We start from the raw sequence: 14,257 nt of genomic DNA, 5'->3' as shown, positions 1-14,257 counted from the left end.
GTACCCGTGCCGATGTCGCTGCCGTGGCGAGGCTCGCTGCCCTCCTGGCCGGCACCCGCATCGGCTTGCACGGAAAGCGCGGCACGCCCGCGGCGTGAACAGGAATCGAGACATGGCATCGAACCCGGCAAAACCCAGGAAGCGCTGTGCCTGGGGCGACAGCCCCGACATGCACGACTATCACGACAGCGAGTGGGGCACGCCGCTGCATGACGACCGGTTGTTGTTCGAATTCCTGTGCCTGGAAGGCGCGCAGGCCGGGCTCTCGTGGCGCACCATCCTGCTCAAGCGCGATCACTATCGCCGCGTGTTCCACCGGTTCGACATCGAGCGCGTGGCCGCGATGAAGGATCGCGAGCTGGAAAAGGCTTTGCTCGATCCTGGCATCGTGCGCAATCGCCTCAAGGTCTACGCCGCGCGCGACAATGCCGTCGCCTCGCTCAAGGCGATCGACGAGCATGGCAGCCTGGATCGCTACCTGTGGTCGTTCGTGGATGGCAAGCCGATCCGCAACCGCTGGACCGGCCAGGGCGACGTGCCGGCGAGCACGCCGCTGTCCGATCGCATGAGCAAGGAGTTGAAGAAGCGGGGATTCCGCTTTGTCGGCACCACCATCTGCTATGCCTTCATGCAGGCGACCGGCATGGTCAACGACCACGTGGTGAGTTGTTTTCGGTACAAGCAGGTGTGACGAGCGGTTCGACAGCGCCTTTGCAGGAGCGCACCCAGTGCGCGAAAAGCCTACGGAGAAGCAATGCCGATGCCCTGCGGTCGCGCACTGGGTGCGCTCCTGCAGGATAGGCGACGGTGTCAGCGGCGCCGCGATCCACGCAGGCTGTCGATCGAGAAGCTGGCGATCTCGCCGCCGCCGGCCAGGCGACGCGACTGGCCCGGCGGCGGACCCCAGGCGTGCGCGGTCACCACCTCCCATGTCGCGGGAATGCGCCCGTCGACGCGCATGGTTTCGTACGCCGCGAGCATGCGCTGGTAGTGGCGCTTGCCGAGCAGGTGGCGTTCGCGTTCGCGATCGGCATTGGTGGCGCCCAGGCCCTGCAGCTCCTTGAGCAACATGCGGGGTTCGCTGTAGGTGAGCGTGTAGCGATCGACGTCGAGCACCGGGTCGCGCAGGCCGGCATTGATCATCGCATCGCCCAGGTCGTGCATGTCCAGGAAGCGGCTCACGTGCGGCTGTTCGTCGGCCTGTGCCCAGGCGGCGCGGAGTTCCTTCAGCGTGTCGGGGCCGAAAGTGGAATACACCAGCAGGCCGCCGGGCTTGAGCACGCGCACGCATTCGCCGAACAGCGCGGGCAGGTTGTCGATCCACTGGAAACAGAGGTTCGAGTGCAGCACGTCGACGCTGTGGTCGGGCAGCGGCAGCGCCGTGGCCTCGGCACACACGCGCTGGAACGGCTTCAGCCAGCTCATGTGCTTCTTCGATGCGCGCAGCATGGGCAGCGCGAGATCCATCGCCACCACCTGCGCTTTCGGGTAGCGCTTGCGCAGCAGTGCGGTGCCGCGGCCGGTGCCGGCACCCACGTCGACCACCCGCTCGGGTGTTTCCAGATAGAAGCCCAGTCGATCGATCAGCAGCGATTGCACCTCCTGCTGCAGGGCGTCGTGCTGTTCGTAGGTCGCGGCCGCGCGGCTGAAGTTGCGGCGCACCTGGCGCTGGTCGACATGCGAAGAACTCATCGAAACGTATCCAGCAGAGGCTTCAACGCCGCGCTTACGGCGTCGGCATAACCGAAGAAGGGCGCGTGGCCGGCGTGCGCGACCTCGACGTAGTTGCCGCGCGCCTGTTCGGCGGACCATGCCATGGCCGGCGGCGGTACAAGCCGGTCACGGTGTCCGGCGATCCACACGTTGGGCACCGACACCGACGGCAGGTCGGCGCGACGGTCGGTCGTTTCCAGAATGCGGATGCCATCCTGCAGCACGCGAAGATCCGGTTCGCCACGCGTGAACATCAGGCCGCGCAGGTGGCGAAGCTCGGCGCGAGGATCGGGGCTGCCCATCGCCTCCAGCGCGATGAAGCGCTCGAGCGTGGCGTGGTAGTCGGTTTCCAGGTCCTCGGCGAGCTGGCGCACCAGCCTGGGATCACTGCCGTATGGCCAGCTTTCGTCACGCGAGAATTTCGGCGTGCCGCAGATGACGCCGAGGGCCCGGGCATTCGCGGGGCGTTCCAACGCGGCCGTCATGGCGATCAGGCCACCCAGTGACCAGCCGATCCAGATCGCCGGCGGCGTGCGTTCGGCGATGGCCTGCACGCAGGCGGAAGGCTCCAGCGGAAGCTTGCTGTCGCGCGAATAACCGTGACCCGGCAGATCGACGACGTGCAGCGTGCAGCGGTCCGCGAGCACTTCGCACAGCGGTTCCATCATGCCGCCGTGCATGGCCCAGCCGTGCAGGATCACCACGGGGATGTCGCCGCGCCCGTGCGTTTCGATGTGGAGCGTCATGCGGCGTCGACTCCCACTCCCCACTGGGGCGGGGTTTGGGTGCTCGCGAAGGCTTGGCCTGATGCGGGCTCGTCGAAGGATTGGGCCCTCGCTCCAGGCCTCTCTCGCACGGAACTACCTTCGGCTTGCCCAGAAGGGAGCGGGAGTGATGGAGCGAGGCTCTTGTCCACCGCGCCACGCTCATCGAACACGAAGCAGTCGCCGCGCCAGTGCGAGCCGTCGGTTTCCTCGAAGTACTTCAGGATGCCGCCTTCGAGCTGGTACACGTGCTGCATGCCGATGTCCTGCATGTGCAACACGGCCTTCTCGCAGCGGATGCCGCCGGTGCAGTACGACACGACGGTCTTGCCGTCGTAGCGCGCGCGATCGGCGGCAATGGCGCCGGGGAACTCGGTGAAGCTGGCGATGCGATAGTCCACCGCGTGGTCGAACAGGCCGACGTCGGTCTCGTAGTCGTTGCGCGTATCGAGCAGCACGATCTCGCGACCGTCGTCATCATGGCCCTGCGTCAGCCAGCGCTGCAGCGTCGCCGGCGCCACCGATGGCGCACGCGCGCCTTCCGGACGGATCGCCGGCATGCGCATGGTGATGATCTCCTTCTTCAGGCGTACGCGCATGCGCCCGAAGGGCACGCCGTCGGATATCGACTCCTTGGGCTCCAATCCTGCGAAGCGCGGGTCTTCGCGCAGCCAGTGCATGAAGGCGTCGATGGGTTCGCGCGGGCCGGCCAGGAACAGGTTGATGCCTTCGGGCGCGAGCAGGATGGTGCCCTTGAGTTCCAGCGCCAGACAGCGCTCGAGCACGCGTTCGCGCAGCGCGGGCAGGTCGTCCAGGCTGACGAAGCGATAGGCGGAGAGATTGACGATGGACATGGAGGGGAGCGGGTACGGCAAGACCGCCATTATACGGGCTGGGCCCGAGGCGCCCGGGACAGCGCCTCCAGCAGCCGGTCCACGTCGCCTTCCTCGTGGGCGGCCGACAGGGTGATGCGCAGGCGCGCCTGGCCCTGCGGCACGGTGGGTGGGCGGATCGCGGTGACCAGGAAACCCCGCTGCTCCAGGGCCTGGGCAGCCTCCATCGCCGACCGCGCATCGCCCAGCAACAGCGGCTGGATGGCGGTGGGGGAGGGCATCAGCGGCAATCCCAGCTCCCGTGCTCCCTGGCGAAAGCGGGCGATCAAACCATGGAGCTTTTCGCGGCGCCAGCCTTCCGCCTGCGCCAACCGCACCGCGGCCAGCGTGGCGGCGGCGAGCGCGGGTGGCATCGCCGTCGTGTAGATGTAGGTGCGGGCGAACTGCAGCAGGCCATCGGTGAGCGTCGCCGGTCCCGCGACGAACGCGCCACTGCAGCCCAGCGCCTTGCCAAGGGTGGCCATCAACACCGGGACATCGTTCTGACCCAGTCCGGCATCGGTCACGCTGCCTTCGCCGCGTTCGCCGAGCACGCCCAGGCCATGCGCATCATCGACCATCAGCGTGGCGCCTTCGCGCCGGCACAGGGCGGCGAGCTCGGCCAGTGGGGCGATATCGCCATCCATGCTGAAGACGCCGTCGGTGGCGAGCAGCGCGGGGGCGTCGCCGCGGTTGGCCAACTGGCGGGCCGCCGCATCCACATCGCCGTGCCGATAGCGTTTCAACTCCGCGCCCGCGAGTTGCGCGCCGTCGAGCAGGCAGGCGTGATTGAGTTTGTCCTGCACGCACACGTCGCCGCGTTCCAGCAGAGCCTGCATCGTGCCGAGGTTGGCCATGTAGCCGGTGGAAAACAGCAACGCGCGTTCGCGGCCGGTCCATTCGGCGAGCGCTTCCTCCAGCGCGGCGTGAGCGCTGCGGTGGCCACCGATGAGGTGGGCGGAACCGCTGCCGACACCGTCGTCATCCGCCGCGCGCTTCAGTGCGGCGACCAGCGCGGGATGCTGCGCCAGGCCAAGGTAGTCGTTGCTGCAGAAGGACAGCAGGCGACGGCCGTCACGCTCCACCCAGGGGCCATCGACGCGCTCGATCACGCGCAACCGCCGGCGCAGCCCGGCCTGCTCGCGCTGTTGCGCGTGCAGGGCGAGGCGGGCGAGCAGGTCGGGGCGGGGAGTCATACAGCGACGGCTTGTCTGTGGGAGCGCACCCTGTGCGCGACGGCGTACGGAGCGGGACGCCATCGCCGCAAGTCGCGCACAGGGTGCGCTCCCACAAGGGCTACGGCAGCGTCAGGCGGCGCAGTGCTGCAGGATGTCCGCATGCACCGTGCCGCTCTGTTCCACCACTTCCAGCGGATGCAGGTCGAGCCGCTTGAACAGCTGGCGATCGTGTTCCACGTCGGGGTTGCCGGTGGTCAGCAGCTTTTCGCCGTAGAAGATCGAGTTGGCGCCTGCAAAGAAACACAGCGCCTGCACCGCGTCGTCCATCTGCTGGCGACCGGCGGAAAGGCGGACCATCGAGGCCGGCATCAGGAGGCGCGCCACGGCGATGGTGCGCACGAATTCGAAGGGGTCCAGCGCCTGCACGCCGTTGAGTGGCGTGCCTTCCACCTGCACCAGCTGGTTGATCGGCACCGATTCCGGGTGCTCGGGCAGGTTGGCCAGCGTCTGCAGCAGGCCGGCGCGCTGGTCGCGCGTCTCGCCCATGCCCACGATGCCGCCGCAGCAGGTTTTCAGGCCCGCTTCGCGCACGTGTTCCAGCGTGTCCAGGCGATCCTGGTATTGGCGCGTGTGGATGATCTCGCCGTAGAACTCGGGCGCGGTGTCGAGATTGTGGTTGTAATAGTCCAGGCCGGCCTGCTTGAGCGTGGCGGCCTGATCGCCGTCGAGCATGCCCAGCGTGGCGCAGGTTTCGAGCCCCAGGCCCTTCACCGCGCTCACGATCTCGGCCACCTTGGCCACGTCGCGATCTTTCGGGCTGCGCCAGGCGGCGCCCATGCAGAAGCGCGAGGCGCCCGCATCCTTGGCCGCGCGCGCCCGCGCCACCACGGCCTCCACGCTCATCAGCTTCTGCGCCTGCACGCCGGTGTCGTAGCGGGCGGCCTGCGGGCAATAGGCGCAGTCTTCCGGGCAGCCACCGGTCTTGATCGACAGCAGGGTCGACACCTGCACGGCGTTCGGGTCGTGGTGCTCGCGGTGCACGGCATGCGCCTTGTGCAGCAGCTCGTTGAACGGCAGCGCGAACAGCGCGGCGACGTCGGCGCGGGTCCAGTCGTGGCGGATCGGGTGGGCCATGGCGACAGCTCTGGGATGGGGAATGGACGACAGTTTGGCAGCGCTCCCGTCTCTGTCAACTTTTGAAGCCGCAATGAAGTTGACGATGCGTGCGCGTATGGCTGCGCTACCATCGAGGTTCCACTCCACGGGAGCTTCAAGGCATGAGCGCCGGACAAGGCAGTGCGGGCAATGTGCTCGCCGCCATCTGCAGTTTCTTCATTCCTGGCCTGGGCCAGCTGGTGCAGGGGCGGTTTTGGATCGCGCTGGTGATGTTCGTGCTGGCCGCCATCCTGTGGATCGTGTGGCTGGGCTGGATCATCCATCTCTGGTCCATCCTCGACGCGGCGATGTTCAAACCCAAGACCTGAGGCGAGGAGCCGGCGCATGGATGCGCTTTCGTGGTGGCACGCGGCGAGGGATTCGCTGCAACGTTTCGTTCTTCCCTATCACTGCCTGCTCTGTGGTGGCGTCGGGGACGCCGGCATCGACCTGTGCGCGGACTGCGCCGCCGAGTTGCCGCGCAATCGCCGCTGCTGCGCCCGTTGCGCGCTGCCGCTGGCCGAGTCCGCGGCCCTGTGCGGCCAATGCCAGCGCCGACCGCCGCCCTGGGATGCGGCCTGGGTACCGTTCCGCTATGCGTGGCCGCTGGACCGGCTGGAAACGCGCTTCAAATTCGGCGCGGATCTCGCCGCGGGCCGGGTGCTTTCGACGCTATGGTTGCGCGAAATGCCATGGGCCGTGCCGCCGGAACTGATCGTGCCGGTACCCCTGCACCGCCAACGGTTGAGGGCCCGCGGCCACAATCAGGCACTTGAGCTCGCGCGACCGCTGGCGCGCGCGATGCAGGTGCCCGTGCAGGCCACCTGGCTGTTGCGAGAGCGCGGCACCGCGGCACAGACCGAGCTTGGCGCCCTGGCGCGTCGCCGCAACGTACGCCGGGCATTCGCGGCGAAAGCCGGCGTGGTCTGGCCCGAACACGTGGTCTTGCTCGATGACGTGATGACCACCGGCGCCACGCTGGCCGAGTGCTGCCGCGTGTTGCGGCGGGCGGGCGCCAAACGCATCGACGTATGGGCGCTGGCCCGCGCACCGGTCGGCCAGCGCTGAGTCGCCGCGGGCATCACCGGGGCCACACGCGAGCGGGCGCAGCATGGCTGTTCCGCATCGTCGCGGACCCCTCCCTTCGCCGAGGCAACGTCCATGCTCAACTGGCCCGAATATCGCAAGGAACTCGTGTCCCGTATCGGCGACATCGGCAAGCTCAGTCCCGATACCGTCGCCGGCTACCAGACCTTGTCCAACGCCGCGAAGAAGGCCGGCAAGCTCGACGCCAAGACCCGCGAACTCATCGCACTGGCGGTGGCGGTCACCACGCGCTGCGACGGCTGCATCACGGTGCATACGGCCGAGGCGCTCAAACAGGGCGCGAGCCACGAGGAAATCGCCGAAGCGCTGGGCGTGGCGGTGGCCCTCAATGCTGGGGCGGCGCTCGTGTACTCGGCACGCGTGATCGACGCCGTCGCCGCCTACGAGGGCAAGTCATCGTCATAGGCCGCATATACCGAAAAGGCGGGTGACGCTTTGGGTCCGTTCGGCGTCCCGGAGTGCCGCCGTAGGGTAAATCTCGTTATTTACCTCGCTTATCAACGTCAGAATGGCGTCAGATTTGCATAAGCATTTACTAAGGTTATTGAAAGGCAGCCAAAAGAAAATCACCGCCCAGGCGATGATTGCCGCGGCGCGACCGCCTTTCTCCCTCCATGCCGTGCAAATGCCGCGCTGTCGAAAACCATTCATCCATAGTGGCCGGGCGCGGCTGGCCATGGCACGAAAATCGCTTTAATTCCATCGTGGTCAGTGCCTTAGCACCCCGGGGTGAGGACGGCCTGCCAGTGCACTGGTCGTCCTCACCGGCGAAGGCTTCGAGCCGGGAAAATCCGTTCCCCACGACATCCGGTTTTGGCAGGAGCCCGCCCGGTACGACTAACGGAATAGATCGGAATTAAGAGCGGATAACTAAAGCGCTGAAAATAACGGTAAGTTCTTGTTTGTATTCAAATGTGACCCGTTTCACAAATTGACAGGCTTGCATTAATCGCCTTACGCTTAATTCAGGGGATTCCGATTCATCGCGTTATTCAACGCGACGTCACTCATCCCATTTCGAAACGTTGCCTGATAGCGGGGGAGCATCATGGGCAGGGGTCATTGGCGCCGTTCGGTTTCGCCAACGCATCGGTCGCGCGCGCTGCGTGATGCCGGTGCTTCCGGCTTCACGCTGATCGAACTGCTGATCGTGGTCGCGATCGTGGCGATCCTGGCAGCCATCGCCGTCCCCAGTTATCGCCGCTACGTCATGCATGGCAATCGCGAGGCCGCCGAGAGCCTGATGCTGGAAATCGCCAGCGCGCAGGAGCGCTATATGGTCGATAACCGCGGATACGCGGCAGATGTCGGGACACTGGGCTATGGCCCGAGCGCGCAGCCCACGGGCGTCTCCTCCAATTACGACCTCGCGGTGGCGACTAGCTCCGGCCTGCCCCCGACCTACTCGATCACGGCGACGCCCAAGACGGGGAGTCCGCAAGCCAACGACAGTTGCGGCAAGCTTACCCTCGGCGCCGATGGCAACAAGCAGCCGACGGGCTGCTGGAAATGACGCCATGAATAGACGCCGGCAGCATGGATTCACCCTCGTGGAACTGGTGATGACCATCACGATCTTCGTGGTGCTCACCTTGATCGCCGTGCCTTACCTGGGAACCTTCGTCCAATCGCAGCGCGTGAAGAATGCCGCGATGGACATGTCGTCCTCGGTGATCTATGCGCGAAGCGAGGCCATCAAGCGCAACGCGCAGATCGACATAACAGCCAATACAGGCGGGTGGGGCAACGGTTGGCGAGTGCTGAGCGGGGGCAAAAGCCTGCGTAGCTACGACGCTTATACAAACCTCGATATCGCGGCAAAAAACGGCAGTGCGACGCTCTCGTTCGGTGGCGATGGGCGAATGGTGACCAGCGCGGATTCGTTCCAGGTGAAGCCGACCGAAGCCAATACGAAACAACAGCCGCTCTGCGTCGCGGTCGGTACAAGCGGGCGGGTTACGACCGCTGGAGGGCCGTGCTAATGAACCGTCAACGCGGCATGCTGTTGATCGAGGTGCTCGTATCCATCTTCATCGCGGCCATTGCGCTGTTGGGCACGGTCACCATGATGGCCAAGTCCACGCGCACCGAGATGGAGTCCTACCAGCGCGTGCAGGCGCTCACGCTGGTGCAGGACATGGTCTCGCGAATCAACGCCAACCGGCAGGTGGCCGACTGCTATTCCAATGGCACGACCGGCCTCACCGCGGGCAACGTGGCCACCGCCTTGCCGGTATGTGCATCAGGCACGACGGCGCAATCGGCTACGGCAAACAACGATCTCACCGCCTGGCAGAACAGCTTGCGTGGCGCCGCCGAAGTCAGCAGCGGCTCCAAGGTTGGCGCAATGATCGGCGCGGTGGGCTGTGTGGAGCGCGTCGGCACGATCGTGCAGGTCTATCGCGTCACTGTCGCATGGCAAGGGCTGGTGGCGACCGCGGCGCCCTCGGGCCTGTCGTGCGGGAAGGATCAGTTCGGTACCGACACTTTTCGGCGCGCCGTCAGCGTCGAGATCCAGATAGCGAATCTTTCCACATGACCGCCCTTCAGTGCTCTGTCGTTTCACGGCGCCGCCAGGCGGGCCTCTCGCTCATCGAACTGATGGTCGGCATGGCCATTGGCCTGGTACTGCTTGCGGCGCTGGGTTCGCTCTATGTGTCGAGCAGCAAGGCGCGTGCTGAATTCAACAAGACGTCGGAACAGGTCGAGAACGGTCGCTATGCGCTCGATTCCATCGTGCGCGATGTCGAGATGGCCGGCTTCTGGGGACAGGCGAACCTGGGCAGTTCGCTCAACTACATCGTTCCCGATCCGTGCGCTACCGCCAAGGCCTCCATGGGCTTTGACACCACGGCTGGCCTGACGGTGCCGGTGGGCGTGGCGGGCCTGCCCACGACGGCGGCGGCGCCGGCCTGTCTTCCCAATATCGTGGCCAATTCCGAAGTGCTCACCGTGCGCTATGCGTCGAGCATCTCGGCAAGCGCCGTGTCCGGCAACGACTACTTCATCCAGCTGTCGCGCTGCCGCCTCGATGCGGTGCCGCTGGTGTACGACAACGCGGACACGAGCTTCACCCTGCAGACGCGCACGTGCAGCGGCACGTACACGGAGATCCGCAAGTACGTCAAGCGTATCTATTACCTCGCATCATGCGACGACTGCACCAAGAACGACGGCATACCGACGCTCAAGGTGGCCGAATTCAATGGTGGCACGACCGCCGTGACGTCTCTGGTCACCGGCATCCAGGACGTGCACTACAGCTACGGCGTGGATACCGACAAGAACGGTGGCCCGGACTGTTATGTCGACGATCCCTCGGTCGACAACTCCGCCGGCGGTACCAACCAATGTCCCAATGGCGGCGCCTACAGCTGGGCATCGTCGGCGGCCAACTGGGCCAATGTCACCGCGGTAAGGGTAAGCGTGCTGTCGCGCAACCTGGCCAACAGCGTGGGTTGGACCGACAAGCGCACTTATGACCTTGGCCGCGCCGCTGCGAGTGGCCCTTACAACGACAGCTACAAACGCCACGTCTACAACAGCACGGCGCGCTTGTGGAACACCGGCGGCCAGCGGGAGATCCAGTGATGAGCAGCCTTCGATTCATGCAGCGTCAGCGCGGCTTCACGCTGGTCACGACCTTGGTGTTCCTGGCCATCTTTCTCATCTTCGCGATCTCCATGGTGGGTTCCAGCCTGGTGAACACCAAGGTCGCCAGCAACCAGCAGTTCCGCCTGGAAGCCAAGACCGTCGCCCAGCAAGGCATCGAACAGGTGCTCAGCCAGCCGTTCACCTCGGTGCCCATCACCGCGGTCACCTCCTGGCCCGTGGACGTGAACGGGGACGGCACCAACGACTTCACCGCACAAGTGGATCCGCCGGTCTGCACCGGTACCAAGCCGGTACTGAACCAGGACCTCGATCCCACCAATCCCAACGATGTCGGCTGCATGTTCAGTGGCTCGGGCCAGAACACCGGCATCCTGCTGCCGAACGCCGGCGCGGTACCCGCGCCGCCCTGCCAGGCAACGCAGTGGGATGTGAAATCCAGCGTTACCGATCCCAACAACACCGCTGCTTCGGTCACCGTACACCAGGGTGTGGCAGTGCGCGCGCTCAACGGCGCCAGTTGCCCCTGACATTTCATTACGCATCCACGGACACGCCGCCATGACCCTTAAGCGTTCACCGCTGAGCCGCCTGCTCTCCGCGCTGGCCTGCAGCACGCTAATGCTCACGCTGCCAGGGCTGGCGCTGGGTGACGACATCGACCTGTACACCGGTGCGCCCGCAAACGGCGGCAAGCCCAATGTGCTGCTGGCCATCGACAATGCCGCGGCGTGGGACGCCACCGTGTCGATCCCGGCCGCTGCCAACTGCCCCAGCTGGATCACGGGCACCAAAGACGCCGACTTCATCCGCTGCGGCCTGTACAAGGCGGTGACTGGCCTGGGCACGAACCCGCTGCTCGCGGGCAAGATCAACATGGGCCTCATGATGTTCGCCCTGAGCCCGTTGAATGGCGGCCAGTTCTACTACCCGGCGAACACCCCGCCGTCACCGCCGGGCGCGCTTCCGCTGATGGACAGTGCCGGCGTCGCCGGATTCCAGAGCGCCATCCAGAACAACCTGAGCGTCGCCAACAAGTCGAACAGCAACAAGGTCGACGAGGAGATGCAGGAGGTCTGGGCATACTTCGCCGGCAAGAAGGGCCTGTCCGGCACCAATTACACGTCGCCGTTGCAGCCGTGCCAAAAGAGCTTCGTGATCTATATCGCGAACGCCGTCAACAACAACGATCCCAAGACGCCGAACGGCACGCCGCCTTCGTACACGGCGCTCCAGAATGCGGGCGCCACCAGCGCGCAGCTGACCACCATCACCATTCCCCCGCCGTACAAGAATGCCAACAAGGGCAACGCCGATCAGGGCAACTGGGCCGACGAGTGGACCCGGTACATGTACCAGACCGACCTGTCCAACGGCACCAACGTCAACAAGCAGAACATCGTCACCTACACCATCGCGATGTCCGATGGCAGCAATCCTGACTACGTGCAGTTCGTGGGCAGCATGGCATCCAACGGTGGCGGCAAGGCCTTCGTGATCGACGTTACCAACCCCGGTGCGCTCGACCAGCTCGTGGCCGACCTCACGCAGATCTTCAACGAAGTGCAGGCGGTCAACAGCGTGTTCGCCTCGGTGAGCTTGCCGGTCAGCGTGAACGGCCAGGGCAGCTACCTCAACCAGATCTACGTCGGCATGTTCCGCCCCGACGCCAACGGCCTGCCGCGCTGGATGGGCAACCTCAAGCAGTACCAGCTGGGTTTCGTGGACAGCACCAATACCAGCGTCCAGATGGAGGACGCTGCGGGCCAGCCGGCCATCAGCAGCGCGGGCACCGGATTCGTTTCGCCCAATGCGACCAGTTTCTGGACGTCGGATACATCCGCTTCCGGCGACGGCCCGTACCAGTTCGCCAACAACGCCATGACGACCAATGCGGTGCCGAACTGGCCGGCCGCGGGCTTCTGGAGTGCCCCAGCGAGCGCCAATGCGCCGGCGCCTGCTTCGGGCGTGGGTGGTGCCTACGATGCACCTGACGGCGAGGTCGTGGAAAAGGGCGGCGTGGGTGAGTCGATGCGCATCGACTACCTGGTCGACCAATCCAAGCGCACGGTCTACACCTGCAGCACGGTCAGCAACTGCGTCACCACCTTTCCCATGGAGTCGTTCGCCACCTCCAACACCTCGTTGAGCGGTACGGCACTGGGCAGCAGCACCACCACGCCCACCGCCGCCAACCTGATCAATTGGGTGCGTGGCACCGACAACGCAGGCAACGAGACCGAGCCGGGACCGGGCGGTCTGGTGACCGTGCGCCCGTCCATCCACGGCGATGTGCTGCACTCGCGCCCGGCGGTGGTCAACTACGGCGGCAGCACCGGTGTGGTGGTGTATTACGGGTCGAATGACGGCATGTTCCACGCCATCAACGGCAACAAGCCCTCCAGCGATCCCACTGCGCCGGAAGGCATCGGCAGCGTACGGCCCGGCGGCGAGCTGTGGTCGTTCGTGGCCCCGGAGTTCTTCGGCAAGTTCCAGCGCCTATACAACAACAACCCGAAGATCAAGCTCTACGGCACCACCGATCCCACGGCCACGCCCAAGGACTACTTCTTCGACGGTACCGCGACGGTCTATCAGGATCTGCGTGTCGCCAATAACCCCAAGGTCTATATCTTCCTGTCCGCGCGCCGCGGCGGCCGCTTCGTCTACGCCTTCGACGTGACGGACCCGACCAAGCCCAAGTTCGTATGGAAGATCACCAACACGGATATCCCGGAGCTGGGCCAGACCTGGTCGCAACCCAAGGTGGCCATGGTCAAGGGAAGCACCGATCCCGTGATCATCATGGGCGGCGGTTATGACCCCGCCGAAGACAGCGATCCCGCGCCCGCCTCGGACACCCAGGGCCGGGCGATCGTGGTGTTGGATGCGCTCAACGGCAGCGTCGTGTGGATGACCGCGCCGACGTGCCCGACAGGATCGACCACCTGCAAAACCACGGCTGGCCTGACGCGCTCCATTCCGGCCGACATCACCCTGCTCGACCGCAATTCGGACGGCTATGTCGATCGCCTGTACGCGGCGGACGTGGGCGGCAACATCTGGCGCGTCGACCTGGAGCCCAACGGTGCATCCACGCCGTCGGGCTGGGCGGTCAGCCAGATCGCGAGCCTGGGCGGCACCGGCAACAACGCGCGCAAATTCTTCTATCCGCCGGACGTGACGCCGACCAGTACCTTCGATGCGGTGACCGCCGCGAGCGGCGATCGCGAGCATCCGCTGTATTCGTCCTCGACCACCGCAGGCACGGCCTACAACGTGGTGAACCGTTTCTACATGCTCAGGGACACCAACACCGGCAACACGGTGGCGAACAACTGGACGCCGATCACCGAGGCGAGCCTTACCGATGAAACGGGCGCATCGGCGGGTACGACGACCCCCTATTCGCTCACCAGCACGACCTCGGGCTTCTATGTCACGCTGAACCATACCGGCGAGAAGGCAGTGAACGCACCGCTGACGGTGGCCGGCTACACCTACTTCGGCACCAATACCCCCGATGTGATTGGCGCCGATTCCACCAAGTGCTATCCAAACCTCGGCATTGCGCGTGGCTACGCCATCAACTTCCTCACGGGCGTGGGCCTCAATTCCGATGGCTTCGTGGTGTTCTCCGGTGGCGGCTTCCCGCCCTCACCCGTGTTTGGCCTGATTTCGATCGGCTCGGGTACCTCGTCGGTCATCACGCCGGTGCTGATCGGCGGCGGCAACCAGACGTCGCCCAGCGGCGGCAACAACACCTCGGTTCTCGGTGCCCAGAAAATCTCGCCGCCCCAGCTGGGCAAGCGCAAGCGCACCTACTGGTTCATCGAAGGCGTGAAGTAATCGCCCT

15 protein-coding genes are annotated in these 14,257 nt (G+C 65.4%); 10 read left to right on the top strand and 5 right to left on the bottom strand.

Features of this window, described 5'->3' with window-relative positions:
- The first annotated feature begins 112 nt into the window (after window positions 1–112).
- Window positions 113–691, top strand: coding sequence for a DNA-3-methyladenine glycosylase I (locus JMF82_RS06950; protein ID WP_201313800.1), 579 nt, complete (start codon window positions 113–115; stop codon window positions 689–691).
- Window positions 692–810: 119 nt separating this feature from the next.
- On the opposite strand, the gene bioC is transcribed toward JMF82_RS06950, so the two are convergent.
- The 5 genes from bioC to bioB form a co-directional block, all read right to left on the bottom strand.
- Entirely contained in the window at window positions 811–1,692 is an 882-nt protein-coding gene (bioC, locus tag JMF82_RS06945) for a malonyl-ACP O-methyltransferase BioC (protein WP_201313799.1), read from the bottom strand.
- Window positions 1,689–2,459 (bottom strand): pimeloyl-ACP methyl ester esterase BioH, encoded by a 771-nt coding sequence (gene bioH, locus JMF82_RS06940; RefSeq protein ID WP_201313798.1) that lies wholly within the window; start codon window positions 2,457–2,459, stop codon window positions 1,689–1,691. The genes bioC and bioH overlap by 4 nt, the downstream gene beginning before the upstream one ends.
- Entirely contained in the window at window positions 2,456–3,331 is an 876-nt protein-coding gene (locus tag JMF82_RS06935) for a sulfurtransferase (protein WP_201313797.1), read from the bottom strand. Before JMF82_RS06935 ends, bioH begins: the two co-directional genes overlap by 4 nt.
- A 29-nt stretch (window positions 3,332–3,360) precedes the next feature.
- Entirely contained in the window at window positions 3,361–4,545 is a 1,185-nt protein-coding gene (gene bioF / locus JMF82_RS06930) for an 8-amino-7-oxononanoate synthase (protein WP_201313796.1), read from the bottom strand.
- A 111-nt stretch (window positions 4,546–4,656) separates the two neighbouring features.
- On the bottom strand, window positions 4,657–5,661 hold the full coding sequence (gene bioB, locus JMF82_RS06925; RefSeq protein WP_201313795.1) for a biotin synthase BioB: 1,005 nt from the start codon (window positions 5,659–5,661) through the stop codon (window positions 4,657–4,659).
- 143 nt (window positions 5,662–5,804) lie between these two features.
- Between bioB and JMF82_RS06920 the strand changes: the two genes are divergently transcribed.
- The 9 genes from JMF82_RS06920 to JMF82_RS06880 all read left to right on the top strand — a co-directional run bounded on the left by JMF82_RS06920 (window position 5,805) and on the right by JMF82_RS06880 (window position 14,250).
- Window positions 5,805–6,011, top strand: coding sequence for a hypothetical protein (locus JMF82_RS06920; protein ID WP_201313794.1), 207 nt, complete (start codon window positions 5,805–5,807; stop codon window positions 6,009–6,011).
- A gap of 16 nt (window positions 6,012–6,027) precedes the next feature.
- Window positions 6,028–6,750, top strand: coding sequence for a ComF family protein (locus JMF82_RS06915; protein WP_201313793.1), 723 nt, complete (start codon window positions 6,028–6,030; stop codon window positions 6,748–6,750).
- A gap of 93 nt (window positions 6,751–6,843) precedes the next feature.
- Window positions 6,844–7,194 (top strand): carboxymuconolactone decarboxylase family protein, encoded by a 351-nt coding sequence (locus tag JMF82_RS06910; protein WP_201313792.1) that lies wholly within the window; start codon window positions 6,844–6,846, stop codon window positions 7,192–7,194.
- Between the two features lie 643 nt (window positions 7,195–7,837).
- The gene (locus JMF82_RS21960) at window positions 7,838–8,302 is read left to right on the top strand and encodes a type IV pilin protein (RefSeq protein ID WP_201313791.1); all 465 of its coding nucleotides are present in this window, start codon (window positions 7,838–7,840) and stop codon (window positions 8,300–8,302) included.
- Window positions 8,268–8,771 (top strand): GspH/FimT family pseudopilin, encoded by a 504-nt coding sequence (locus tag JMF82_RS06900; RefSeq protein ID WP_307837955.1) that lies wholly within the window; start codon window positions 8,268–8,270, stop codon window positions 8,769–8,771. Before JMF82_RS21960 ends, JMF82_RS06900 begins: the two co-directional genes overlap by 35 nt.
- Window positions 8,771–9,328, top strand: coding sequence for a type IV pilus modification protein PilV (pilV, locus tag JMF82_RS06895; RefSeq protein WP_201313789.1), 558 nt, complete (start codon window positions 8,771–8,773; stop codon window positions 9,326–9,328). The genes JMF82_RS06900 and pilV overlap by 1 nt, the downstream gene beginning before the upstream one ends.
- Window positions 9,325–10,380, top strand: coding sequence for a PilW family protein (locus JMF82_RS06890; RefSeq protein ID WP_201313788.1), 1,056 nt, complete (start codon window positions 9,325–9,327; stop codon window positions 10,378–10,380). Before pilV ends, JMF82_RS06890 begins: the two co-directional genes overlap by 4 nt.
- Complete coding sequence (locus tag JMF82_RS06885) at window positions 10,380–10,931, top strand: pilus assembly PilX N-terminal domain-containing protein (protein ID WP_201313787.1); 552 nt, start codon at window positions 10,380–10,382, stop codon at window positions 10,929–10,931. The genes JMF82_RS06890 and JMF82_RS06885 overlap by 1 nt, the downstream gene beginning before the upstream one ends.
- A gap of 31 nt (window positions 10,932–10,962) precedes the next feature.
- Window positions 10,963–14,250: a PilC/PilY family type IV pilus protein gene (locus JMF82_RS06880; protein ID WP_201313786.1), complete on the top strand. Its 3,288-nt coding sequence runs from the start codon at window positions 10,963–10,965 to the stop codon at window positions 14,248–14,250.
- Window positions 14,251–14,257 lie beyond the last annotated feature (7 nt).

The sequence above is a fragment of the Dyella sp. EPa41 genome (assembly GCF_016586165.1).
Taxonomy (GTDB): domain Bacteria; phylum Pseudomonadota; class Gammaproteobacteria; order Xanthomonadales; family Rhodanobacteraceae; genus Dyella.
This window is presented reverse-complemented; position numbering and strand designations above follow the sequence as displayed.

Coding starts and splice junctions, on each gene's coding strand:
- pilV (WP_201313789.1), top strand. CDS start 8,771: ATGAACCGTCAACGCGGCATGCTGTTGATCGAGGTGCTCGTATCCATC.
- bioH (WP_201313798.1), bottom strand. CDS start 2,459: ATGACGCTCCACATCGAAACGCACGGGCGCGGCGACATCCCCGTGGTG.
- JMF82_RS06900 (WP_307837955.1), top strand. CDS start 8,268: ATGGCAACAAGCAGCCGACGGGCTGCTGGAAATGACGCCATGAATAGA.
- JMF82_RS06935 (WP_201313797.1), bottom strand. CDS start 3,331: ATGTCCATCGTCAATCTCTCCGCCTATCGCTTCGTCAGCCTGGACGAC.
- JMF82_RS06885 (WP_201313787.1), top strand. CDS start 10,380: ATGAGCAGCCTTCGATTCATGCAGCGTCAGCGCGGCTTCACGCTGGTC.
- JMF82_RS06890 (WP_201313788.1), top strand. CDS start 9,325: ATGACCGCCCTTCAGTGCTCTGTCGTTTCACGGCGCCGCCAGGCGGGC.
- JMF82_RS06950 (WP_201313800.1), top strand. CDS start 113: ATGGCATCGAACCCGGCAAAACCCAGGAAGCGCTGTGCCTGGGGCGAC.
- JMF82_RS06920 (WP_201313794.1), top strand. CDS start 5,805: ATGAGCGCCGGACAAGGCAGTGCGGGCAATGTGCTCGCCGCCATCTGC.
- JMF82_RS21960 (WP_201313791.1), top strand. CDS start 7,838: ATGGGCAGGGGTCATTGGCGCCGTTCGGTTTCGCCAACGCATCGGTCG.
- bioB (WP_201313795.1), bottom strand. CDS start 5,661: ATGGCCCACCCGATCCGCCACGACTGGACCCGCGCCGACGTCGCCGCG.
- bioF (WP_201313796.1), bottom strand. CDS start 4,545: ATGACTCCCCGCCCCGACCTGCTCGCCCGCCTCGCCCTGCACGCGCAA.
- JMF82_RS06915 (WP_201313793.1), top strand. CDS start 6,028: ATGGATGCGCTTTCGTGGTGGCACGCGGCGAGGGATTCGCTGCAACGT.
- bioC (WP_201313799.1), bottom strand. CDS start 1,692: ATGAGTTCTTCGCATGTCGACCAGCGCCAGGTGCGCCGCAACTTCAGC.
- JMF82_RS06910 (WP_201313792.1), top strand. CDS start 6,844: ATGCTCAACTGGCCCGAATATCGCAAGGAACTCGTGTCCCGTATCGGC.
- JMF82_RS06880 (WP_201313786.1), top strand. CDS start 10,963: ATGACCCTTAAGCGTTCACCGCTGAGCCGCCTGCTCTCCGCGCTGGCC.